Raw genomic sequence first — 23,170 nt, 5'->3', positions numbered from 1 at the left:
CCCCTACACGCTCGGCAGCTGAGATCGGCTGTCCACATCACTACGATCAGCGTTGACAGGGGGCGGACAGGGGGTGACCGAATGACCTATGACGTGGCAGTGGTGGGGGCCGGCGCGATGGGGTCGGCTGCGGCGCGGGCACTGGCCGCGGCCGGGCGAGAGGTCGTCGTACTGGAGCAGTTCACGCTCGGGCACGAGCTGGGTGGCTCGCACGGGGCGACACGGTTGTTCCGGCCGGCTGCGGACGACGCCGAGGTTGCTGAGCTGACGGAGCGGGCGCGGCCGCTGTGGCGGGAGCTGGAGGCGGAGTCGGGCGAGACCCTGCTCGAGGAGACCGGTGGGATCGACCACGGGATGAGTGAGGCGGCAGTCGACGCCTTCCGGTCGTTGCACGGGGCAACCGGGGCGGTGCTGCCGGCGGCAGAGGCTGCGGAGCGGTGGCCCGGGTTCCGGTTCGAGACTCCGGTGCTGTACCAGCCGGGGTCAGGTCGGTTGTACGCCGACCGGACCGTTCACGCGCTACAGGTCGTGGCTGGCCGGTTGGGCGCCGAGTTCCGCGTGCAGTCACCAGTACGGGCCCTGCGGACTCATGACTGTTTGGTGGAGCTCGACGTACCAGGGGGCGCGGTGCGGGCACGGCACGTCGTACTGGCGACTGGACCGTGGACTCCGAAGCTGGTGGAGGGACTGGTGCCGTTGCCACCGTTCACCGTGACGCAGGAGCAGCCGCGGTTCTTCGCACCGCTCTCAGACGAGCTGGAGTGGCCGAGCTTCGTACACCACGGCCCGACCAGCTACGGCCTGTTCGAGCCGGGCTCCGGGGTCAAGGTCGGAATGCACGCGACCGGGCCGGAGGTGGACCCCGACCAGCGCGACTTCCTGCCGGAACCGGAGCGGGACCTGGCCCTGCTGCAGTACGTCGAGCAGTGGTACCCGGGGCTGGATCCCCACCGGTCCACGGCGATCAGCTGTCTCTACGACAACACCCCGACGTCCGACTTCGTGATCGACCGCGCCGGACCGATCACGGTCGCCGCCGGGTTCTCCGGCCAGGGGTTCAAGTTCGTGCCGCTCGTGGGCGCGTTCGTCCGCGATCTGGTCACTGGCGACGCCCAGAATCCAGCTCAGACGCCGGCGCGCTTCAGATTTCAGGGGTTTCAGAGGTAGAGGCCGGTCTGGCCGTCCTCCAGGCGGCCCGCGGCCACCGCGTGCAGGTCGCGCTCGCGCAGCAGGATGTAGTCGTCGCCGCGCACCTCCACCTCGGCCCGGTCCTCCGGGTCGAACAGCACCCGGTCGTCGACCTCGACCGTCCGCACGTTCGCGCCGATCGCGACCACCTTCGCCCAGGAGAGGCGGCGGCCCATCTGCGCGGTGGCGGGGATCAGGATGCCCGCCGACGACTTCCGCTCGCCCTCCTGCTCGAGGGAGACCAGGACGCGGTCGTGCAGCATCCGGATCGGGAGCTTGTCGTCGGACAGCCGTTTGCGTGAAGTCACCGGCGACCCACCAGGCGGCGGATCACGAGGAGTACGCCGACCACGCCGACGACCGCACCGGCGACCGCGACGATCTTCTGGGTCCGCAGCTGACCCTGCTCGTCGAAGACCTGCGACTTGGCCTGCTCGACCTGCCGCAGGGCGACGTTCTTCGGGTTCGCCCGGTCGACCAGCTCGTCCACGGTCGAGGCCAGGCGCGCCCGGGTGGCGGCGATGTCCGCCTCGATCTGCTCGGCGGTCCGAGCCTTCGTGTCCGACACGTGTCGGCGCTCCTTCCATCGGCGGGCCAGCTGGGGGGATGGCCCGCTCTGCCCCTGTCACCCACCATCCTCGCAGGTCATCCCCGCAAGTCCACGACCACCTTGATGTCATCCGGTTCCCGCACCAATGCGTCCGGCCACTCGGACAGCGGCACGGTCCGGGTGATCAGCCGCTCCAGCCAGTCCCGGTCCGCGGCCAGCAACACCTCCACGGCGTCCGCGTAGTGCCTCTTCCCTGCGTTCACCGTCCCGACCAGGGCAGCGTTGCGGACCACCAGTTGCCGGACCAGCGCGTCGAGCTGTACGTCGACAGTCGCCGGACCGGGGTGGATCCCAGCCAGGCACATGACACCAGCAGGCGGTAGCAGCGACGCACAGTCGAACACCAGCTGGCCAGCACCCGTTGCCTCGATCACCACATCCGGTACGACGTCCAGCTGCCCCAGGTCGGTGAGGTACGTCCCGCCAAGCGCCCGTACCAGCTCTGGCTTCGGCCCGTCCTCAACCCGATCCAGCACGTGTACGTCGTACCCGCGCTGCCGCGCGATCAGTGCGGCGAGCAAACCGATCGGTCCGGCACCTGTCACGAGTACGTGCTGCGGAGCGAACCACGACCGGGCTCCGACCCGGTCCACTTGCTCCCACGCCTTGGTGAGGATGCTGGCCGGCTCCACGAGCACACCGAGCTCTCCCAGCGCAGCAGGCACCGGTACGGCGAAGTACGGGTCGACCCGCCAGCGCTCAGCGCCGTACCCGTCCATCTCCTTGATCCCGCGCTCGGTGTACTGCCCGTTGCGGCAGAAGTCCCACTCGCCCCGTGCACACGCCGGACAGGGCACCGGGTCGGGTCGGCGTACTACTCCGGCGACCAGGTCCCCAGTGGTGAAGCCAGAGCCGACAGGTGCCTCCAGCACACGTCCGAGCGACTCATGGCCGATGACGAGGTGGTCGGCACCTGGCCGGCCGCTGCCGAATGCTCCGGAGACCAGCTCGATGTCGGTCCCGCAGATGCCCGTCAGCAGGCCCTCCACCAGGATCGACCCGTCGACGACGGGAGGTTCAGGGACGTCGCCCACTGTCGCCGAGTCGGACTTCCCCGGTGTGACTGTCATGGCCCGCATCGGCTCAGGCTAACCGGGTCATGTCGACGGTCACCTCGATGGCCGTCGCGGCCTCACCGGAGTAGATGCCCTTCAGGGGCGACACGTCCGCGTAGTCCCGGCCGGTCGCCACCCACACGTGCCGGTGCCCGATCGAGATGTCGTTGGTCGGGTCGAAACCCCACCACTCACCGGTCCACGCCTCCACCCACGCATGGCTCTCGCCGACCACCTTCTCGCCCACTGCCGCGTCCGGCTTCGTGTGCAGGTAACCGGACACGTACCGGCTCGGGATGCCGACCGCACGCAGCATGGCCAGCGTCAGGTGCGCGTAGTCCTGGCACACCCCCTCACCGGCCTGCCACGCGTCGACAGCGGACGAGTGCACACCAGTGGTGCCGCGCTGGTACTTCAGGGTGTCGTGGACCCACTTGGACACCGCGAGCACGGTCTCCTCTGGCGTACAGCCCCTGCGCAAAGAGCGGGCGACCGCGGACAGCTCCCGGTGTCTCGGGACGTAGGTGGTCCACTCGAGGTACTCGCCGTACGCGTCCAGAACGTCAGGTGCCTTCAGCTGCACCCAGGTGACGTCAGCGGACGGTGGGGCTTGGTCGCTCGTCTCGACGACTGAGGCCGCGATCACCTTCAGTTCGGTGTGCGGGGTGTGCAGGTCGAAGGAGTTGACCTCGGTACCCCAGTAGTCCGTGTACTTGTACGCGCGAGCCGCGGGGATCGTCTCCAGCCGGGCCACCATGAGGTTCTGCCGGTCGTCATGGCTTGGTGTCAATCTGGCTTCGTTGTAGGACTGCGTAACGGCCGTCGCGTAGCGGTAGCCCGTCGTGTGCACGACGCGGAGGCGCCAGTTCACAGGTTCACCTCCGTGTTGTTCCACTCGATCCACGGCACCGCATGGAAGTACTGCCGCGACACTGCCTCACCGACGTCGCGGACCGTCGTCTGCAGCGCCTGCAGTCTGCCGGTCAGGTTGTCCAGCAGCTCCGCCGGCTGCAGGAACTCCAGATCGCTGCGCGCCTTCCCCAGCAACCGCGACGCCTCAGCACCCGCACCGATCCGTGCCGACGGCCCGTGGTCGAGGTCCTCCAAACAGGACTCCGCCTGCTGCAGCGCGTGGAACACCGACCGCGGGAACAGCCGATCCAGCAACAAGAACTGCACCACCCGGGACGCGTCGAGCGCACCGCGGTACGTCCGCAGGTACGTGTCGTGCGCACCCGCAGAACGCAGTACCGTCACCCAGCCGGGCGACGTGGGCCGGTCGCCCACCCGGGACATCAGCAGCCGGACAAGCATGTCCACCCGCTCCACCGACCGCCCGAGCACCAGGAACCGCCAGCCGTCGTCGCGGCTCATCGTGGAGTCGGCCAGCCCGGCGAACATCGCGGCCCGGTCCTCCACGAACGTGAAGAACTCGTGCGGCCCCACCCGGCGCGCAGCGCGCTGCCGCTCCGGTACGGCGTTCCACATCGCGTTGATGCACTGCCACAGCTCGCTCGACACCACCTCACGCGCGACCCGGGTGTTCTCCCGTGCGCTGGCGATCGAGGACACGATCGACCCGGTCTCCGGTGACATCGCGACCAGCTCGGTCAGCCCCCATACGTCCAGCTCGCTGCCGTCGGGTGGAGTGATGCCGAGGACCGAGAGCAGCCGGCGGCTGGCCGTGTCCGCGTCGACGGTGGCGTCCTCGAGCAGTTGGTGGACCGAGACGTCGAGGATCCGGGCGGTGTCGTCCGCGCGTTCGACGTACCGGCCGATCCAATACAGCGACTCGGCGTTGCGTGCGAGCATCGTCAGAACCTCCCCATCACTGTTGCTGCTGCTGTTGGGCGACGTTCAGTTCGGGACCCCGCTCCGGCGTACTGTCCGATTTCAGAGCAGGTGTCCCCAGACCGGGCCCACGAAGCTCCGCGTCCTCCTCGGACGCTCTGGGCGCCAGCACCCACGTGTCCTTGGACCCGCCGCCCTGTGACGAGTTGACGATCAGACTGCCCTCGGGAATCGCCACTCTGGTCAGTCCACCCGGCAGTACGAACACGTCCTCGCCGTCGTTGACCGCGAACGGCCGCAGGTCCACATGTCGCGGCTGCAGCCGTTCACCCACCTTCGTCGGCACAGTGGACAGCTGTACGACGGGTTGCGCGATCCAGCCGCGCGGATTGGCCCTGATGCGCCGCCGCTGCGCCTGGAGCTCCTTGGGCGACGCATCCGGCCCGAACACGATGCCGTACCCACCGGAGCCCTCCACCGGCTTGGTGACCAGCTCGTCCAGGCGGTCCTGTACTTCCGCCTGCTCTGCGGGCAGCCAGCACCGGTACGTGTCGACGTTCGGCAGCAGCGGCGTTTCACCGAGGTAGTACTTCAGGATCTCCGGCAGGTACGTGTAGATCAGTTTGTCGTCACCGACACCGTTGCCGATCGCATTGGCGATCACTACGTTGCCTGCGCGTGCTGCGTTCACCAGACCGGCCACACCGAGCACGGAGTCCGGAACGAACTGCACCGGGTCCAGGAACTCGTCGTCGATCCGCCGGTAGATCACGTCGACCCGCTGCTCGCCTTCCGTCGTCCGCAGGTAGATGACGTTGTTACGGGCCAGCAGGTCCCGCCCCTCGACCAGCTCCACCCCCATCTGGCGCGCCAGCAGCGAGTGCTCGAAGTACGCCGAGTTGTAAACGCCTGGTGTCAGTACGACGACGTTCGGGTCGGTCACGCCCGGTGCCGCGGCCCGCAACGACCGGAGCAGGTGTACGGCGTAGTCGCCGACCGCACGGACCCGGTGTTTCGCGAACAGGTCCGGAAACACCCGCGCCATCGTCCGGCGGTTCTCCATCACGTACGAAACGCCAGACGGGCTGCGGAGGTTGTCCTCGAGCACGCGGAAGTCGCCCTGCTCGTCACGCACCACGTCGATCCCAGCGACGTGGATGCGGACACCGTTCGGTGGTGCGATCCCGGCTGCCTGCCGGTGGAAGTGTTCACAGGAGGTGATCAGCCGGCGCGGCAGTACGCCGTCCGCAACGATCTGCTGCTCGCCGTAGATGTCGGCGAGGAACGCCTCCAGCGCCCGCACTCGCTGTACGACGCCACGTTCCAGCCGCGACCACTCCGACGCCGTGATCACCCGCGGCACCAGGTCGAGCGGGAACGGCCGCTCCTCCCCCGACAGGCTGAACGTGATCCCCTGGTCGACGAGCGCCCGGTCCAGCGCCTCGGACCGGGTCGTCAGGTCCGCGGGCTGCAACGGCTGCAGCGAGTCGTGCAGCCGCTTGTACGCCGTACGCACGCCGTCGACCGGATCGAACATCTCGTCGTACGCCCCGGCATGCGGACGACGCGGGTCCAGGTAGCCGTCGAACAACTGGCGGGAGGATGCGCGGCTCATCTGCGCATCTTCACCCACGAACCGCCGGCTCGCACCCCGACAGGGCTCTGTTCTTCCGCACGTAACATTGCGCGCAGTAGACCTACCCCGTGGAGGACCTGATGTCCGATCGTCTGTCCGTCGGCGACACCGCGCCCGACTTCACCCTGCCCGATGCCGACGGCAACGACGTGGCACTGGCGGACCTGCGCGGAAAGAACGTGATCGTCTACTTCTATCCGGCCGCGATGACCCCGGGCTGCACCAAGCAGGCCTGCGACTTCCGGGACTCGCTGGACTCGTTGCAGGCCGCCGGGTACGCCGTCCTCGGGATCTCCCCCGACAAGCCGGCCAAGCTGGCGAAGTTCCGGGAGCGTGACGGCGTGACGTTCCCGCTGCTCAGCGACCCGGACAAGGCGGTGCTGGAGGCGTACGGTGCGTTCGGCGAGAAGACCATGTACGGGAAGAAGGTGACCGGCGTGATCCGGTCCACGTTCGTCGTCGACCCGGACGGGAAGGTCGCGATCGCGCAGTACAACGTGAAGGCGACCGGTCACGTCGCGAAGCTGCGCCGCGACCTGGGATTGTGAAAAGGCACCTCACCGGGGACCTTTTCGGAGGGAAACATTCGACCGTTTCATGACGTTGGTCCATGGAACGGTCGTTTGAAGCAAACTACCGCTGTGATTTGGGTCACATCAACATCTCAGCGGATCGCAGCGGAGTCGGCACTCTCGGTGAGTTTTTAAGCGTTCCTGTGAAAGAGCCGTACTCCGGGGACGGTTCCGGTTCAGCGACGGGTGTGTCACGACCGTTGGCGGTCTTCGCCGTCACGTGCGGAAACCGGGTAATCTGCGCGCGCAGTCTGCCTCTGGGAGGGAGGGACCTGCCGCGATGGGAAAACATTCCTCTGCGGTGACGCGAACCAACAACAACCGTCGCTCGGTGTACATCACCGCGGTCGGGCTACTGGTGCTGTCGTTGGGCGCCGTCTTCGTCGTCCGCTCCTTCGGGTCCCAGGCGGGCGCCGACGGGTTCCTCGGCGGCGGCAAGGCCTGCGCCGACCCGACGCAGATCCAGCTGGCCACCACGCCCGAGATGCAGTCCTCGCTCGAAGCCGCGGCCAAGTCGCTGGCGGCCAAGGGCGGTAAGGACGGCACCCCGTGCCTGCAGGTCACCATCACCGCGGCACCGTCGGCACAGATCGCGCGGGACGTCGCGCACGGCAGCGACAACCGGCCGGACCTGTGGGTTCCGGACTCGTCGCTGTGGGTCGCCCAGGCCGACGACGGCCAAAGCGTTCCGAGCATCGCGGTCGCCTCGATCGCCACGTCGCCGATGGTCATCGTCGGCCGCCGCGAGAACTTCGCGGACACCTCGTCCTGGCTACGCATCATGGCCGCCAACGAGCCGGCCCTGCTCGACCCGCTGAACACCTCCCCCGGCGCACTCACGCTGCTGGCGGTGCAGAGCGAGCGGCAGAAGACGTCGGCGTCCGACGGTGCGGTCTCGCAGTTGGTCGTCCCGCTGGCCCAGAAGCTCGGGTCGATGGCCAAGCCGTTCACGGACGTCAACGCGCTGTTCGGCCGCGCGGACCAGGACGGCAGCAAGACCGTCGTACCGGCGTCCGAGCAGGCCTTCGTGAAGTACCAGGAAGCGCATCCCGAGGCGCAGCTGCGGGCGATCCAGCCGGACACCGGCACGCTGTACCTGGACTACCCGATCGTGGTCACGGCGAAGTCCGACACCAACTCGGCGAACGACGCCGCCCAGGCGCTGGCCACAGAACTGCTCACCGACACTGCCACGCAGGCACGTGACACGGCCGGATTCCGGGACACCACGCTGAACCCGCTCGGCGGCGGTCGCGGCGTCGGCGACGTGAACCAGCTGACCAAGCCGACCAGCGAGGCGATCGACACCACGCTGCAGAACTGGACCCGGCTGTCCCTGTCCACACACTCGCTGGCAGTCATCGACATCTCCGGTTCGATGGCGGAGAAGGTCGGCACCAAGACCCGGATGCAGCTCACGATCGAGGCGGCCGCCGGCGGCCTCAACCTGTTCCCGGACAGCGCCGAACTGGGCCTGTGGACGTTCTCGACGACCATCGGCAAGGACAAGGCCGACTACAAACCGCTGGTGCCGATCGCACCGCTGTCCAAGCGGCAGCGCGGCAAGATCGTCGACCAGTTGAAGATCCAGCACCCGATCCCGAACGGCGGCACCGGGCTGTACGACACCGCGATCGCCGCGGTCCGCCAGGTCCGGCTGGAGTACAAGTCGAACGCGGTCAACACGGTCCTGCTGTTCACCGACGGCAAGAACGACGACCCCGGCAGCCCGACGCTGGCCGAGGCCGTCCAGGCCCTCAAGGCCCAGCAGGACCCGTCCCGCCCGGTCCGCATCATCGCCCTGGGTATGGGCCCCGAAGCGAACGCGGACGAACTCAGCGCGCTCGCAGGCGCCACCGGCGGCGCGGCGTACGTCGCCCGCAACCCCAGCGACCTGAAGAACGTCTTCATCGACGCCCTCCAGAGCCGCTGATCCCGTCGAAGGCCGTCGCCTCCCCTAGGATGTCTACCCAGGGGAGGCACCAGCCCTCCTCAGCCAGAGTGGTGGAACGGCAGACACACCGGCTTTAGGTGCCGGCGCCCCCGGGCGTGCGGGTTCAACTCCCGCCTCTGGCACAACCAGTTGGACCTCCGGTTGCAGGCCGTCGCGCGTCAGAGGTGGATGGTGCCTTTGGTGCCGTTGAGGGTGGTTGGGGTGTTGGTGGGGATTTGGGTGGTGGCTTGGGGGACGGCTAGGACTGCGGGGATGCCTTGTTCTCGGGCGACTATGGCGGCGTGGGACAGGAGGCCGCCTTGTTCGGTGATTACGCCGGCGGCTATGGAGAGGAGGGGCGTCCAGGCTGGGTCGGTGAAGGGGCAGATGAGGATGTCGCCGGGGCGGACCTGGGGGAAGTCGGCTGGGCCTCGGACGACTCTGGCGGGGCCGGTTGCGGTGCCGTGGCTGCCTGGGATGCCTGTCAGCAAACGCGGGCCCGTCTGGTCGCCGGTGAAGGGCGCGGGGGCGCTCACGGGCGCGGGGCTGACGGGGGCTGGGCTGACGGACGCTTGGGTGGTGGCGGGGGGTTGGGTTGTGATGGGGCGGGATTGTAGGAGCCAGGGGGTGTTGGTGGTTAGGGACCATTCGATGTCTTGGGGGGTGCCTAGGAGCCTGGTGACTGAATGGGCTAGCGCTGCTAGTTGTACGGCGGTGGCGTCGGTGAGGGTCGGCGTACGGCGTTGGTCGGTGGGGACCTGGCGGACTGTCAGGCTGGACCCTTGGCGGTCTAGGGACGTGAGCTTGTCGGCGATTGCGCGCGTGACTGTGCCGGCCGCGGTGACCTGGTAGCGGTCGGGGGTTACGCGGCCTTCGACGATGCTTGGGCCCAGGCCCCAGGAGGACTCGATGAGCGTGGAGCCGTTCGCGTTGGTGAACATCACGCCGGAGACGTCCGCGTCCAGATGACGCTGGATGATGACCGCCATCGCCGGAGCCTCGGATCCGTTGCGGTACGCCGTTGCGCGCGCGGACCACACGGACGCCCAGCAGGCGCGTACGGCGTCGACCACAGCAGCAATCCCTTGTACGCCGAGGAAGCTGTCGTGCTGGCCCGCTGCCGAGGCGAGGGCGGTGTCCTCGTTCGCGGCCGACGACCGGACGGCGACCGGCGGATCCCCCACACTCGCAAGCCACCGCGAGATCCCCTCGACGAGCCCGTCCGGCAGGCCGTCGACGAGCGCGGCGCCCGCTTTCTCGGCGCCGAACGGGATGACGATGGCTTCGGGGACTGGTAGGTGATTGCGGAGGAGGGTGGCGAGGGTGGCTGCTTTGGCGCCGCAGCGGTCGGTGGTTGCGGCGGCGAGCGGCACCAGCATGTGAAGCTCCCATCAACGAAATGTTGACAACAAAACATTGACAACGGAATGTTGATGATCCACTGTAGGCGGATGCGACGCAAGCAGGACGCGGCGGCGACCGCGGACCAGGCACAGGCCGAACGGCAGCGCGAGGCCTGGGAGCAACTGCTCGACCGAGGCGCGAAGGACCTGCCATCCCGACCGTGGCGGCCGGCGCCGATCCCGTTGTCTGCCGTGGATCTCACCCAGTTCGCGGCCTGGCGAGCCGCCGAGCTGAGCGACGACGATCTGCTAGCAGCGCTAGCGTTGTTGCCGGCCGCCCGGGCGGAGGTCGACGAGGTCGAGGCTGGTCTGCTGTTCATGGCGAGGAGTGCGGGGCTGACCTGGGCGGACATGGCCGACGCGATGGGGTTCAGCTCGCCGCAGGCCTGTCAGCAGCGGTTCAACCGCCTGGCCGCGCGGCAGGACACCTGATGCACCTCGTACTGCACGCGGTCCGCCTACTAGGCTTCGCGGACACCGACGCGATCGCGCGACGTTTCGAACTGCGGGGCGTCGAGGACACCTTGAAGGATGCCGAGTCGCGCGGGTGGACGACGTACAGCAGCTTCGCGGGTACGTCGGGCTGGTCGCTCACCGAAGCAGGTCGCGCGCAGAACGAGCGCCTACTCAAGGCCGAGCTGACCGACGTCGACGCCATCAGCAAGGTGTACGCCGAGTTCCTGCCGCTGAACGGCATGCTCCAGCAGGCCTGCACGGACTGGCAGTTGCGCCCGACAGCGACCGACCCACTCGCCGCGAACGACCACACCGACCCCGAATGGGACGCCGGGGTGTTGCACGAGCTCAAGGTGCTCGACGGTGCGCTCGGAAGCATCGCGCAACGGTTGACGGAGGTGTTACCGCGGTTCGACGGCTACGACACCCGCTTCTCCCACGCGCTGGCACGCGCCACGGCAGGCGAGACCGCCTGGGTCGATCGCAGCGACGTCGACTCGTGCCACCGCGTCTGGTTCGAGCTCCACGAGGACCTGCTCGCCACCCTCAACCTGCACCGCGGCGACGAGCCCTAGCCAGACGACGACGGTGTGGTTGGGGAGGTTTTCTTCCCGGATCGGGTAGAAAACCCTCCCCAAGTCACCGCGGCGACTAGTTGCCTAGGGCATCCAAGAGGGCGGCGCCGCGGGGGGAGAGGCGGTAGCCGACTTCGAGGCTGTAGGTGAGGCCGAGGTTCTTCAGCTTGCGTACGTCGAGTTTGAACGGCGCCGTCTCGCGCCCGACGGCGGCCGCGAGGTCCGCGGCTCGGGTCGCGGGCGTGGTCTGGATGAGCCGGAGCGTCTCGACCGTCCACGGTCCGTGGCTACTGAGCTGATCGAACTGGGTCAGCCGCGCCCGCAGGTCGTCCACATCCTCCGGGGTCAACGACGTCTGCGCGGCCAACTCCTCGCGCGGGTCCGGACCCTCGACCAGGTGGAAGCGGATCAGGTACGTCGGCAGCGTGTCATCGCCCCGCAGCCGGCGCCGTACGTCCCTGGCGTTCTGCCGGTCCGCGAGCGCCACGTCCGGGTCGTTGTCGGCGATCAGCTCCGGGTTCACCGGGCGGATGCTGTCGATCTCGATCCGGCCGGCGTTCGTCCGGTAGATCCGCCCTTCGACCACCCGCGGCTCGGCCCACCGCCGGTACGCCACGGTGATCTGCCCGCTCTCGACACCGTCCTTGTCCGATCCAGCGAACAACATGTCTAGCTCCCCAACGCCTTCGCCACGATCGGGGCCAGTTCGCGCAATGCCTTGCCGCGGTGGCTGATCGCGTCCTTTTCTTCGATCGACAGTTCCGCCGTCGTACGGTCGTACCCATCGGCCTGGAACAGCACGTCGTACCCGAACCCGCCGGTCCCCCGCAGTGAGCGGATCACCGACCCGCGCATCTCGCCGACCACGAGCTCATCCGGTCCGTCCGGCCGGACGAAAGCGACCGCCGCCACGAACGATGCACCGCGACGCTCGTCCGGCACGTCCTCCAGCTGCCCGAGCAGCAGCAGGTTGTTCGCGTGGTTGTCCTTCGCCGGCCCCGACCACCGCGCCGACAGCACGCCTGGCATCCCGTTCAGCGCGTCCACGCAGATCCCGCTGTCATCGGCGATCGACGGCAGCCCGGTCGCCTTCAAAGCCGCACGCGCCTTCAGCAGCGCGTTCCCCTCGAACGTCGTCTCGGTCTCGGGCGGTTCGTCGTACGGCGGTACGTCGCCGAGCCCGAGCACCTCGATCCCGGGCACGATCGGCGTCAGGATCCGCCGCAGCTCCTCGAGCTTCTTCTTGTTGTTCGAGGCGAGTAGAACCCGAGTCACGCCAGTGCCTCCTGCTGCAGCTTCGCCAGCTCCGCGCAGCCCGAAACACCCAGCTCCAATAGGCTGTCCAGCTCGGAGCGGTCGAACGGCGCGCCTTCCGCCGTACCCTGCACCTCGATGAACTTGCCGTCGCCGGTGATCACCAGGTTCATGTCGGTCTCGGCGCGGACGTCCTCCTCGTAGCAGAGATCCAGCATCGGCACCGTGTCGATGATGCCGACCGATACCGCGGACACCGTCCCGGTCAGCGGCTCGCTCTTCAGCAGCTTCCGCTCGCGCAGCCACGAGACCGCGTCGGCCAGTGCGACGTACGCGCCGGTGATCGCGGCGGTCCGGGTGCCGCCGTCGGCCTGCAGTACGTCGCAGTCGAGCAGGATCGTGTTCTCGCCGAGCGCCTTGTAGTCGATCACGGCCCGCAGCGAGCGGCCGATCAGCCGGGAGATCTCGTGGGTACGGCCACCGATCCTGCCCTTCACCGACTCGCGGTCCGAACGGGTGTTCGTGGCCCGCGGGAGCATCGCGTACTCCGCGCTGACCCAGCCGAGACCGGAGCCCTTGCGCCAGCGCGGCACGCCCTCGCTCACACTCGCCGCGCACAGCACCCGGGTACGTCCGAACTCGACCAGCACCGAGCCCTCGGCGTGGTCGAGCCAGTTCCGGGTGATCGTCACCGGGCGGAGCTGGTCAGCATTACGTCCATCAATACGGGCCATGAATCAGACCCTATGCCTCCAGACGCCGGACCTCCGCATTGGACGTGGGCTGCAGCGCGACCGGGGCGGCCGATCGGCGGACCGGCCCGAACTGGGTGACCGCCATCCGCGCGGCCCACGGCACCAGGTCGTTGGCCCGCCGCCCGACCCACGGCACGCCTTCCTTCACGAGCCACACCGCGTCCGCCCACTTGCTCGGCGGCCGATAGGCGCAGTCCAGGTCCGGCGGTACGTCGATGCGCACCCCGCGGACCGCCAGCTCGTCGGCGAACGCCCGCGCCAGCTTCCGGTGACCCCGTTCGGCGGGGTGCAGCCGATCGATGCTCCAGAAGTCCCGGCGGTACACCTCCGGATAGTCGGCCATGTCCAGCCGGATCCCGCCGTACCGTGCGTGCAGGTCGTCGAACACCACGTTCACCTGCTCGATCCGCCGCCAGAGCGGCCGGCGCAACCACTTCGGCAGGCCGAAAACCTGCCCGTGGTCGTGGAACCGGACGGTGAGCAGCAGCGCGCCGCGCGCTGTCAGCCGGTCGGCGATCAGGTCGAGGTTGTCGCGGATCCGGCCGGCGTCGAAGGTGGATCGGAGGGTGTCGTTGACGCCGACGATCAGGGAGGCCAGGTCGATAGGACCATCCGCCAAGGAGACAGCGGAGGGCAGTTGCTCGGTCGCGACGATCGGCACGGTGGCGCCGCTGGTCGCGAAGTTGGAGAACGTCACACGGTGGGTGCTGGCCAGGGAGTCGGCGAGCAGCGAGGCCCAGCCCCGCCACCCCTCCCCCGGGCGCGCACCGGCACCGGACAGGTCGGTCGTACTGCTGCCGTTCATCGGGTCCCCGACCCCTACTGTGGTCGAGTCCCCCAGTGCCACGTAGTGGAGGCTCACATTCCGCCATGGTGACCGCACGGAGCGAGACCCCGATGTTGGGCAGGTGACCACCAAGGCAATTCCAACTGGAGGATCGGTGATTGCTTGCCAGAATTGCTCGGAGTTAGGCTGTTGCAAACAACTATGTGCAGGAGTTGCCTGGTATGACTGATCTTCGGTTTGGCGTAGTGGGGCTCGGGGCGCGCAGCCGCATCGCGCAGTACGCGCATCGTCCCGGCGAGGGCTCGGAAGTCGTCGCGGTGTGTGACCCGGTCGCGGGACAGCGGGATCTCGCCCTGGAGCTGTACCCGGACGCCACGGCGTACGCCGACCACTCCGACCTGCTCGACCAGAAGCTCGATGGGGTGTTCCTGACCACGCCCGACGATCTGCACGAGGGTCCGGCGATCGACTTCCTCCAGGCCGGCGTCTCGGTGTTCGTGGAGAAGCCGCTGGCGATCACCACCGAGGGCAGTGACCGGGTCCTGCAGGCGGCGTACGACTCCGGCGCCCGGCTGTACGTCGGCCACAACATGCGCCACATGCCCGTCGTGCTGACGATGCGCAAGCTGATCCAGGACGGCGCGATCGGCGACGTGAAGGCGATCTGGTGCCGGCACTTCGTCGGCCACGGCGGCGACTTCTACTTCAAGGACTGGCACGCGGACCGCACCCGGACCACCGGTCTGCTGCTGCAGAAGGGTGCCCACGACATCGACGTGATGCACTGGCTGGCCGGCGGCTACACGACCCGGGTGAACGCGATGGGCGCGCTCACGCTGTACGGCGGGATCACCGACCGGCTCGACCGGACGGGCCAGCGGTTCAAGGACTTCGTGTCCAGCGACAACTGGCCGCCGCTGGAGCAGAAGGGCCTGGCGCCGGTGATGGACGTCGAGGACCTCTCGATGGCGAACCTGCTGCTCGACAACGGGGTCTACATGACCTACGAGCAGTGCCACTACACGCCGGACTACTGGCGCAACTACACCGTGATCGGCACCCACGGCCGGCTGGAGAACTTCGGCGACGGGCCGGGAGGCGTGGTGAAGGTGTGGAACAGCCGCCGCTCCGGATACCGCGAGGACGCCGACCTGGTCGTCGAGATCGGCGGCGACGATGAGAACCACGGCGGCGCCGACCCGCACCTGGTGGCCGAGTTCGTGAACTTCGTCCGCGAAGGCGGCGCGACCCTCACCTCCCCGATCGCGGCCCGCGCCGCGGTCGCCGCCGGCTACGCCGCGACCCAGTCCCTGCGCGCGAACGGCGTACCGCAAGACGTCCCTGCGCTGAACCCGGCCCTGGTGACGTATTTCGACAACGGGCAGACGCGCTGACAGTGCTACGCTTTCCGACGTGACCTGGTACGCCGCAATGCGAATGCTGAGCCCTCGATGCGGGAGGACTTCAGCGGCGTAGGCACGTGTGCTTGCAGCGAGAGGCCCCCGATGTCGGGGGCCTCTTTCGTTTCCCCAGCTGCTGCAACCACCCTGGAGTGCCACATGATCACGTACATCACCGACTGTCACGACGGTAACGCCCGCGCCAGACTCAGCACCCGGATCGGTGCCCTCTTCGGCCAGTCGCCGACCGTCGTCGCCGCCGACGGACCCGATCCGGAATCGTTCGCCGCGCTCACCCTGCTCGACTGCCTGCAATCGCTGGAGCTGCTGGGCGAGGAGGGCCATCCGACCATCACGTTGCTGAACATCGCGCCGCGCGACGGCGTCTGGCCGAACGGCGTACCGTTCTGCTTCTTCTGGCACGGCAAGCACCTGGTCGCGAGCACCTTCAACGCCCGCGTGCTTTCCCTGGTACGTCGTGAGCTCGGCATCGACCACGTCTACGTCACCGACATCCGCGAGGCAGTGACCGCGGCCGGCTTCGACGCAAACGACATCGAAAAGATCGCCGGCACCCAGTTCCGCAGCCTCTGGTACCTGCCGCTGCTCGCGAAATGGGTCACCGACGACCGCGCCGTACCCGCCACCGAAACCGCCGTACCCGAGGATCTCGAGGACGGCCCGGTCGTGAGCGTCGTCGACAACTTCGGCAACTGCAAGTTCGACTGCGGGCCGGACGCGATCGGCTTCGCGATCGGCGCGACAGTGCCCGTCGCAGGCCGCGGCCAGGACGGCACGCTCACGGTGACCGATGTGATCTGCTACCGGCACCTCACCGACGTACCGCGAGGTGCCGCCGGCCTGATCGTGGGCAGTTCGGGCACCGGCTTCGTCGAACTCGTCATCCGAGGTGGATCCGCAGCGACGGCGTTCGGGCTCCGGTCAGGGGATGCACCGTTGCGGCGTACCTCGGTCGAGTACGCCGCTTAGCCGACACCTGTGTTCATGTCGGTACGGACCTCATCCACACTCAGTGCCCGGTTGTAGATGCGGATGTCGTCGATCGAGCCGCGCCAGCGCTCGTTGCTGCAGCCGCTGCAGCCGGACTGCCCGAACGCCAGGGCCTGCGTGGTGGGAACCGGTGCGAGGGTCTGCGCAGCGGTCAGGATCGCCGTGCCGTTGAGATAGAGCGTGTAGGTGTTGGCCGTGTCGTTGAAGACCGCGGCCAGGTGTGACCACTGGTTGAGCGGGACGGTCGGCGTCGAGCTCACGTACTCGCGGCAGCCGCCGTTGCTGAACCCACTGGCGATCTTGTTGCCGGTCGTCTGCAGCCAGTACGCACAGCCGCCGGTCACCTCCTTGATCAGGATCGTCTCGTACCCGCTCAGCGCAGTCGGGTTGACCCACGCCTCCAAGGTGTAACTGGAGGTGAAGTTGAGCGAGGCGGAGTTGGGCACGGTGACGTTGCCCGACGAGCCGTTGAAGGACAGGCCGCCGCCGTACTTGCCGGCCGCGGTTCTGGTGACACCCACGCCGGACATCGTCCCCTGGTTGCCGGTGCCGGAGGAGTCGTTGACCGTCGTACCGGACGGCTCGTTGAAGCCCCACGCGCCCACCAGCCCGGTCGGCAACTGCGTCGCGGTGTACGTCGCCACGTAGCTCCCCCCGGTCGCGGGCACCGTGATCGTGTGTTGCTGGCCGCCGCCGTCGGACCACGACGCGAAGGTGTACGACGTGTTGCCGGCGACCTGGTTGCGCGCTTCGACGGTGTGGTTGAACCCGATCAGCGTGTCGGCGACGAACGGGGTCGTCCGCGCGATGCCGTCGAGGTACAGCGTCCGCCCCGTCGGCACCGTGTCGAAGTTCAGGTTCACCTTCTCCGGCCAGATCGTGACCGACTGCGTGGAGGTCAGGCCGGTCGAGTCGCGGACGGTGAGCGTGATCCGGTACCGCGTGAGACCGCTGAAGTCGTGTCCGCTCGACGGAATCGTGAACGTCCCACTCGTCACGCCGGTGATCGGCGTCCCCGGATGGACGTGACCGTCGTGCAGGAAGTCGATGTTCCAGGTGAAGGCACTCGCGGGCAGCGTGCCGTCGTCGGGATCGGTCCCCGTGCCGCTGAACGTGATCACGTCGCCGGCCCGGAACTGCGCGCCGTCGGTGGGCGCGAGGACGGTTGCCGTCGGCACGCTGCCGGCGCTGATCGCGAGCGGCGTCGAGAGCGAGCTGTTCACACCGTCCGACACGGTCAGCCGCACCTGGTACGCCCCGGCGGTCGCGTACGTGTGCGTCGGGTTCGCCTCGGTGGACGTCGTACCGTCCCCGAACGACCATGAGTACGTGAGCGGCTGCCCTTCCGGATCGGACGAGCCCGCACTGGAGAACGCGACGTCCAGCGGCGTCGGACCCGACGTCGGCGTGGCCGAGGCGTTGACGATCGGCGCCTGGTTGTTCTGCACGTACTTGATCCGGCGGATCTTGCTCACGCCGAACGTTCCACTGGCGTCGGAGTAGCCCAGATCCACGTAGTACAAGGCGCCGTCGGGTCCCTCGTCCAGGTAGACGATGTCGCCGTACGGCCCGTCGACCGAGCCGTCGGCCGGCTCGAAGTTGAACGTGCCGCTGACGTTGCCGGCGGCATCCAAGGTGAGACCGCGGATCCAGTTCTGCGCGTAGTCGGCGTAGAAATAGGCGCCGCGGTACGCCGGTGGGAACGCGGTCCCGTGATAGACGAAGCCACCGGTGACCGCGGCGTCCCGACCCGCGTGCGGGTACCAGAACAACGGACTCGTGCACGGCGACGCGCAGGGGCCTTCGGTGGCGGGCCAGCCGTAGTCGGCCCCGGCTGCGCCGAGCTCGATCTCCTCCTTCGAGGTGGACGGGTCGTTGCCGCCGACATCACCGATGAAGAAGCGTCCGGTCGGCTTGTCGTAGTACGCGCGGTACGGGTTGCGCAGGCCCCGGGCCCAGATCGTGTCGACGTTCGGGCCCGCGCCGTCGTAGAACGGGTTGTCGGTCGGCGCGGTGCCGTCGGGGTTGATCCGGTGCACCTTGCCGCGCGGGCTGGTGAGCAGCGGGGCGGCCGACGGGTCGAAGTGCTCGCCGGTGGTGAAGAGCAACTTGCCGTCGTTCGCGAAGTTCAGCGCACCGCCGTGATGCTCGGCGTTCGCGGTCTGAGGATCCTCGTACAGCACGAACTCACTGCCGGCCACGGTGCCGTCCAGGTTCGCGTTCGCGGTGAACCGGGAGACACGGTCGTGGTTCGGCGAGCCGAGGGTGTAGAAGACGTAGTAGTAGTGGTTCGTCGTGAACGCAGGGTCGAGGACGAGGTCGTAGATGCCCTGCTGGACACCGGCTTGGCCGATGTTCGTGATCTGCAGGAACAGCGTCGGGCTCGGAGTGGTGTACGGCGGCGGCAGCACCTTGATCCTGCCCTGCAGTTCGGCGACCAGCATCCGCCCGTCGGGCAGGAACTCGAACGTCGTCGGCAGGTCGAACCCGGTCGCCAGGATCTCGTTCTGGAAGTAGTTCGTGTTCGAGACGTTGACGTTCACCACCGCCGAGGTCGCCGAGTTGCCGGACGCGTCGCGGGCGCGGGCCGTCAGCGTATGGGCGCCGTTGCCGACCGTCCGGGTGTCCCAGGTCAGCGCGTACGGCGATGCGGTGTCCTCGGGCCCGTTCGCCGTACCGTCCACGAAGAACTGCACTCCGGCGACGCGATCGTTGTCGGCGGCATCGGCCGACACGGTGACGATGTCGTTGACCGTGGCCATGTTCGCCGGTGCCGTGACGGCGACCGTCGGCGGTGTCGTGTCCGCGGGAGCGGTGTCGCCCTTGAAGGCCACCATGTGCATCACCCAGGAGGTGCTGTTCTGTGTCGCGGTGGCGTTGTACAGGCCCGCCGTACCGACGACCTTGTCCTCGGTCCGGTTGCCGAAGTTGCTGCGCCGGGTGGTGAAGCCGGCGCCGGCCGCGTTCACGTTGCCGGTCGATGCTGCCGCGCCGAAGATCAGGTCCGACGGGTTCGTGGTGGTCGCGGTGCCGCTGTTCATCGCACTGCTCGTGCCGACCGCGGCGGCCGAGACGTCCAGCGGATTGGTTTTGTCCACGCCTGAGTACTCGTGGATGTACAGGTCCGCCCAGGCGGTGATCGAGGTCGAGAACGTGGCCTTCACGGTGTTCGCTCCGGCTCCGATGTTCTTGGCGTAGAACACCTGCGAGCTCCAGGTGTTGTTGTTCCACCGCGTCACCGGCGCCGCGGCGGCGTACACGTTGCTGTTCGTGTCGGACAGCGTCGCCGTCGCGCTGGTGTTCCAGATCAGGTAGACGACGATCAGGTTCCCGCCGGTGTTGGCGGCCGAGAACGCGAGGCTGTTGACAGTGCCGGAGGTGACCTCCTTGGCCCGGCTCTGGACATGGGCCGGCGTTGCCGCAGCAGCCGGACCCGATGTCGCGACCAGGCTCAGCGCGGCCAGCGCGAGCGCCAGCATGATCCCCAGCGGTTTCCAGGTCCGGCGACGTGTCATCGCTCCCACCCCCACACGCGTGTTTTAAGAACCACGCGCCCCCCGCGTGACCCACCCCAAAGGGCAGTGTTGCCCCGATGTGTCAGCGCGGCAAGAGCGAGGAGGTCCGTTCGCTTCCAGGGAAAGGCCGGTGGCGCGGAGTTCAAACGCTCGGTCGATCTAGCGCACGGCGGCGCGCAGCACCTTCCGGACCAGCTCCGGCTGCTCGAGCCAGGGCGAGTGGCCGGCGGCCGGGATCAGGTGGAACGTGTGGTTCGGGGTGTGGTCGGCGAGGTCGCGGACCGCCCAGGCCGGGCGTGGATCTCCGGCGCCGTGGACGAACGTGACCGGAGCCTGGATCGCGGCCGCCTGCGACTTCAGCTCGTCAGATGTCAAGCGTCCGGTCGCCCCCAGCGCGCGGTTGGCGGCGAAGTTGATCGGGAGGTCGACGGCCGCGCTCGCGTACGCCCATTCCATCGCGCGCTCGGAATCGGCATGGTCGGTGAACCAGGACAGCGCGCGGAACTCGGTCTCCTCGGCCGGTGTGCGCGGCCGTCCGGACAAGTCGTCGAGCCGGGCGTCCTGCTCCGGTGTGATCCGGCGCGCGCGTTCCTGGTGGTACGCCGTACGCCAGTCGCCGATGCCGACACCGTCCAGGTACACGATCCCGGCCACGTGATCGCCGTACGTCGCGGCGTACGTCATCGCCAGCGTCGCGCCGAAGGAGTGGCCGATGACGACGATCCGCTCATGGCCGAAGTACGCGCGGAGCTCGTCGATGTCACGCGCCGACCGGGCCAACGTCTGTACGTCGGACGGGTCCGAGCGACCGCAGCCGCGCTGGTCGAAGCGGTGTACGACCACGAGGTCGTCGAGCATCTCGGCGAGTACGGCGTAGTCGTCCCACAGGCCCGGACCGCCGTGCAGGATCACGACCGCCGGCCGCCCGGTCGCCGTACCGGTGGTTGCGGTCCACAACCGAACGCCGTCAGATGTCGAAAACGGCATGTGGGGTAGCGATCTCGACCGGGCCGGAGAAGGTACGGCGGGCGTTCTCGGCCTGCGTCACGCGGTCGTACCACGGCGGGACGTGGGTGATGACGAGCCGCTTCACGCCGGCCTTCTTCGCGTGCTCACCGGCGTCGGCCGGCGTCAGGTGCAGGTCGACCGGGTTGTTCGGTTCGTTGTCCGGCAGCGCGGCCTCGGACAGCAGCACGTCGGCGCCGCGGGCCAGCTCGATCAGCGCGTCGTTCGGACCGGTGTCGCCGGTGTAGACGAGCGACTTGTTGCCGTGCTCAACCCGGATCGCGTACGCCGGCACCGGGTGCACCATCCGCGCGGTGCGGATCGTGAACGGCCCGATCTGCTGAACGTCCTGCCAGGTATGGAATTCCAGCTCCTCCTCCATCCCGGGATCGAGCGGCAGGTCGTAGGCCAGCGCCATCCGTTCCGACGTACCGGGCGGCCCGAACACGGGGATCCTCGGGATCGGCGCCCCCGGCGCGTAACGCGCCGCGACGTACAGCCCGCACAGATCCATGCAGTGGTCAGGATGCAGGTGGGACAGGCCGATCGCCCCGATCTCCGGTACGGCGAGGTGCCGTTGGAGCGAACCGAGCGCGCCGCTGCCGAGGTCCAGGATCAGGTTGAACCCCTCGGCCGTGACCAGATAGCTCGAGGCAGCCGAGTCCGGCCCGGGAACAGACCCGGAGCAACCGATCACGGTGAGCTTCATACCTGGAACACTACCGGCGAGTCGCTCCCCGTGCAGGACGACCGGACGCGTCGATCCGGTTACCACACAGGCATCCAGGCCCCTTCCGGTGCCTTGGACAACGTCCGGGTGCGACATGGATCACACGTCAGCGGACCCAGGCGAATTGGTCGACGTTCGACAGGGCGGGGCCGAGGAAGCGGGAGCCGATCGCCGCGAACTCCGCGGGGTTGCCGGTGGTGACGAAGCGGTGCGCGGGCGTCGGGAGATGGTCGGGGCGGAGCAGACCGGTCTTGGTGAGTACGCCGTACACGTCCTTCGCGCACTCCTCCGCGCTGCTGACCAGCGTGACGTTGTCGCCCATCACGTACGAGATGACGCCGGTGAGCAACGGATAGTGGGTGCACCCGAGGATCAACGTGTCGACGCCGGCCTCGACCAGCGGATCCAGGTACTCGTGGGCGGCCTCGAGCAGCTCCGGTCCGGACGTCACGCCGGACTCCACGAAGTCCACGAACCTCGGGCACGCGTGCGTGAACAGCTCGACCTGCGGCGCGGCCGCGAACCCGTCCTCGTACGCGAGCGACTGCGCGGTCGCCTTCGTGCAGATCACGCCGACGCGCTGGTTCCGCGTCGCGGCCACCGCCCGGCGCGCGGCCGGCAGGATCACCTCGACGACCGGTACGTCGTACCGCTCGCGAGCGTCCCGCAGCATCGCGGCACTCGCGGAGTTGCACGCGATCACCAGCATCTTCACGCCGGCCTCGACGAGATGGTCCAGGCATTCGAGCGCGTACTCGCGGACCTCGGCGATCGGCTTCGGGCCGTACGGCTGACGCGCGGTGTCGCCCAGATAGAGAATCGGTTCGTGCGGCAACTGATCGAGTACCGCGCGGGCGACGGTGAGTCCCCCGAAGCCTGAGTCGAAGATCCCCACCGGTGCGTCTGCCACAGGAAGAGCTTATACAGGTCCGCACGCGGGCAGATCCGAAGTGCAGCCTTACCTAACCGTTGGGAACGACACGCCGAGGTTGTCCACATCTTTACGTTATGGAATTGCCTTTTCGCGTGATGCACGCCACTCTGGAGCGATGTTTGCTCGACCGCCCCTCGTGATGCCATGGACCTGACGCATCACCTAGCGGTGGTAATAGGTACCACCGCCGCACCAACTCCGCAGCCCGAACACGTCGCCGCCGCAGGACAAGCGGCGAGTCAGGCCACGGAGTCGAACAACGGCACCGCCGCGGATATCGCGTCGTCCATCGGACCGACGGGACTCCTGCTGCTGGCGCTGATGGCGATGTTCGCTGCGTACGTCGTCTCGCTGTCGCTGCACCCGAACGCCAAGTGCGCCAGGTGCAAGGGTGCCGGCCGGCACCGCGGCAGCATCTTCAGTTACGCCCAACGCCCGTGCAGCAGTTGCAAGGGTCGCGGCGTCCACCCCCGACTCGGCCGCAAGGTCCTGTTCAAAGAACCGTAGGCGGACATGACGTAGGTTGCCCAAAGCAACAAACCGCACTCGACCCCGGACCG

Annotated in this window: 23 protein-coding genes and 1 tRNA gene; 9 read left to right on the top strand and 15 right to left on the bottom strand. The window is 68.2% G+C overall.

Annotated features, from left to right (window positions below; translation table 11 throughout):
• Positions 1-81 precede the first annotated feature (81 nt).
• Positions 82-1,167, top strand: coding sequence for an FAD-dependent oxidoreductase (locus ACWF0M_RS32415; protein WP_452239543.1), 1,086 nt, complete (start codon positions 82-84; stop codon positions 1,165-1,167).
• Here the strand turns inward: ACWF0M_RS32415 and ACWF0M_RS32410 are convergent.
• The 6 genes from ACWF0M_RS32410 to ACWF0M_RS32385 all read right to left on the bottom strand — a co-directional run bounded on the left by ACWF0M_RS32410 (position 1,158) and on the right by ACWF0M_RS32385 (position 6,259).
• Positions 1,158-1,496, bottom strand: coding sequence for a GroES family chaperonin (locus tag ACWF0M_RS32410; protein ID WP_130381884.1), 339 nt, complete (start codon positions 1,494-1,496; stop codon positions 1,158-1,160). The genes ACWF0M_RS32415 and ACWF0M_RS32410 overlap by 10 nt on opposite strands.
• Positions 1,493-1,756 (bottom strand): DUF3618 domain-containing protein, encoded by a 264-nt coding sequence (locus ACWF0M_RS32405; protein WP_130381886.1) that lies wholly within the window; start codon positions 1,754-1,756, stop codon positions 1,493-1,495. The genes ACWF0M_RS32410 and ACWF0M_RS32405 overlap by 4 nt, the downstream gene beginning before the upstream one ends.
• A gap of 77 nt (positions 1,757-1,833) precedes the next feature.
• On the bottom strand, positions 1,834-2,877 hold the full coding sequence (locus ACWF0M_RS32400; RefSeq protein WP_452239542.1) for a glucose 1-dehydrogenase: 1,044 nt from the start codon (positions 2,875-2,877) through the stop codon (positions 1,834-1,836).
• Positions 2,878-2,881: 4 nt separating this feature from the next.
• Positions 2,882-3,724, bottom strand: coding sequence for a transglutaminase family protein (locus tag ACWF0M_RS32395; RefSeq protein WP_452239541.1), 843 nt, complete (start codon positions 3,722-3,724; stop codon positions 2,882-2,884).
• A complete protein-coding gene (locus ACWF0M_RS32390; protein ID WP_410790254.1) occupies positions 3,721-4,665 on the bottom strand; it encodes an alpha-E domain-containing protein in 945 nt (314 codons plus the stop codon). The genes ACWF0M_RS32395 and ACWF0M_RS32390 overlap by 4 nt, the downstream gene beginning before the upstream one ends.
• A gap of 16 nt (positions 4,666-4,681) precedes the next feature.
• The gene (locus tag ACWF0M_RS32385) at positions 4,682-6,259 is read right to left on the bottom strand and encodes a circularly permuted type 2 ATP-grasp protein (protein WP_452239540.1); all 1,578 of its coding nucleotides are present in this window, start codon (positions 6,257-6,259) and stop codon (positions 4,682-4,684) included.
• Positions 6,260-6,360: 101 nt separating this feature from the next.
• Here ACWF0M_RS32385 and bcp point away from each other — a divergent pair, with 101 nt between their 5' ends.
• From bcp to ACWF0M_RS32370, 3 genes are all read left to right on the top strand, one after another.
• On the top strand, positions 6,361-6,828 hold the full coding sequence (gene bcp, locus ACWF0M_RS32380) for a thioredoxin-dependent thiol peroxidase (protein ID WP_452239539.1): 468 nt from the start codon (positions 6,361-6,363) through the stop codon (positions 6,826-6,828).
• Positions 6,829-7,153: 325 nt separating this feature from the next.
• The gene (locus tag ACWF0M_RS32375) at positions 7,154-8,785 is read left to right on the top strand and encodes a substrate-binding domain-containing protein (RefSeq protein ID WP_452239538.1); all 1,632 of its coding nucleotides are present in this window, start codon (positions 7,154-7,156) and stop codon (positions 8,783-8,785) included.
• A 62-nt stretch (positions 8,786-8,847) separates the two neighbouring features.
• Positions 8,848-8,928 (top strand) — tRNA-Leu (locus tag ACWF0M_RS32370).
• A gap of 36 nt (positions 8,929-8,964) precedes the next feature.
• On the opposite strand, the gene ACWF0M_RS32365 is transcribed toward ACWF0M_RS32370, so the two are convergent.
• Complete coding sequence (locus tag ACWF0M_RS32365) at positions 8,965-10,164, bottom strand: PEP/pyruvate-binding domain-containing protein (RefSeq protein ID WP_452239537.1); 1,200 nt, start codon at positions 10,162-10,164, stop codon at positions 8,965-8,967.
• Positions 10,165-10,236: 72 nt separating this feature from the next.
• On the opposite strand from ACWF0M_RS32365, the gene ACWF0M_RS32360 reads away from it, so the two are divergent.
• Positions 10,237-10,620 (top strand): hypothetical protein, encoded by a 384-nt coding sequence (locus tag ACWF0M_RS32360; RefSeq protein WP_452239536.1) that lies wholly within the window; start codon positions 10,237-10,239, stop codon positions 10,618-10,620.
• Positions 10,620-11,219 (top strand): transcriptional regulator, encoded by a 600-nt coding sequence (locus tag ACWF0M_RS32355; protein WP_452239535.1) that lies wholly within the window; start codon positions 10,620-10,622, stop codon positions 11,217-11,219. The genes ACWF0M_RS32360 and ACWF0M_RS32355 overlap by 1 nt, the downstream gene beginning before the upstream one ends.
• Before the next feature lie 76 nt (positions 11,220-11,295).
• On the opposite strand, the gene ACWF0M_RS32350 is transcribed toward ACWF0M_RS32355, so the two are convergent.
• Genes ACWF0M_RS32350 through ACWF0M_RS32335 form a run of 4 tightly spaced genes read right to left on the bottom strand, consistent with a single transcriptional unit; the run spans position 11,296 to position 14,090 of the window.
• Positions 11,296-11,886, bottom strand: coding sequence for a hypothetical protein (locus tag ACWF0M_RS32350; RefSeq protein WP_452239534.1), 591 nt, complete (start codon positions 11,884-11,886; stop codon positions 11,296-11,298).
• Positions 11,887-11,888: 2 nt separating this feature from the next.
• The gene (gene rdgB, locus ACWF0M_RS32345; protein WP_452239533.1) at positions 11,889-12,494 is read right to left on the bottom strand and encodes an RdgB/HAM1 family non-canonical purine NTP pyrophosphatase; all 606 of its coding nucleotides are present in this window, start codon (positions 12,492-12,494) and stop codon (positions 11,889-11,891) included.
• Positions 12,491-13,207, bottom strand: coding sequence for a ribonuclease PH (rph, locus tag ACWF0M_RS32340; RefSeq protein WP_452239532.1), 717 nt, complete (start codon positions 13,205-13,207; stop codon positions 12,491-12,493). The genes rdgB and rph overlap by 4 nt, the downstream gene beginning before the upstream one ends.
• A 10-nt stretch (positions 13,208-13,217) precedes the next feature.
• On the bottom strand, positions 13,218-14,090 hold the full coding sequence (locus tag ACWF0M_RS32335; RefSeq protein ID WP_452239531.1) for an SGNH/GDSL hydrolase family protein: 873 nt from the start codon (positions 14,088-14,090) through the stop codon (positions 13,218-13,220).
• A 146-nt stretch (positions 14,091-14,236) separates the two neighbouring features.
• Between ACWF0M_RS32335 and ACWF0M_RS32330 the strand changes: the two genes are divergently transcribed.
• Together ACWF0M_RS32330 and ACWF0M_RS32325 are read left to right on the top strand one after the other, a co-directional pair.
• The gene (locus ACWF0M_RS32330; protein ID WP_452239530.1) at positions 14,237-15,409 is read left to right on the top strand and encodes a Gfo/Idh/MocA family protein; all 1,173 of its coding nucleotides are present in this window, start codon (positions 14,237-14,239) and stop codon (positions 15,407-15,409) included.
• A 165-nt stretch (positions 15,410-15,574) separates the two neighbouring features.
• Positions 15,575-16,405 (top strand): SAM hydroxide adenosyltransferase, encoded by an 831-nt coding sequence (locus ACWF0M_RS32325; RefSeq protein WP_452239529.1) that lies wholly within the window; start codon positions 15,575-15,577, stop codon positions 16,403-16,405.
• Here the strand turns inward: ACWF0M_RS32325 and ACWF0M_RS32320 are convergent.
• From ACWF0M_RS32320 to murI, 4 genes are all read right to left on the bottom strand, one after another.
• Positions 16,402-19,941: a PQQ-dependent sugar dehydrogenase gene (locus ACWF0M_RS32320; RefSeq protein ID WP_452239528.1), complete on the bottom strand. Its 3,540-nt coding sequence runs from the start codon at positions 19,939-19,941 to the stop codon at positions 16,402-16,404. The two genes, ACWF0M_RS32325 and ACWF0M_RS32320, sit on opposite strands and share 4 nt — an antisense overlap.
• A 159-nt stretch (positions 19,942-20,100) precedes the next feature.
• The gene (locus ACWF0M_RS32315; protein WP_452239527.1) at positions 20,101-20,928 is read right to left on the bottom strand and encodes an alpha/beta fold hydrolase; all 828 of its coding nucleotides are present in this window, start codon (positions 20,926-20,928) and stop codon (positions 20,101-20,103) included.
• Positions 20,909-21,655, bottom strand: coding sequence for an MBL fold metallo-hydrolase (locus ACWF0M_RS32310; RefSeq protein WP_452239526.1), 747 nt, complete (start codon positions 21,653-21,655; stop codon positions 20,909-20,911). The genes ACWF0M_RS32315 and ACWF0M_RS32310 overlap by 20 nt, the downstream gene beginning before the upstream one ends.
• Positions 21,656-21,782: 127 nt before the next feature.
• Entirely contained in the window at positions 21,783-22,586 is an 804-nt protein-coding gene (gene murI, locus ACWF0M_RS32305; RefSeq protein WP_452239525.1) for a glutamate racemase, read from the bottom strand.
• Positions 22,587-22,754: 168 nt separating this feature from the next.
• On the opposite strand from murI, the gene ACWF0M_RS32300 reads away from it, so the two are divergent.
• The gene (locus ACWF0M_RS32300; RefSeq protein WP_452239524.1) at positions 22,755-23,117 is read left to right on the top strand and encodes a hypothetical protein; all 363 of its coding nucleotides are present in this window, start codon (positions 22,755-22,757) and stop codon (positions 23,115-23,117) included.
• Positions 23,118-23,170 lie beyond the last annotated feature (53 nt).

This window comes from Kribbella sp. NPDC055110 (genome assembly GCF_053607525.1).
The sequence above is the reverse complement of the archived record's forward strand: the minus strand, read 5'-3'. Positions and strand labels throughout refer to the sequence as shown.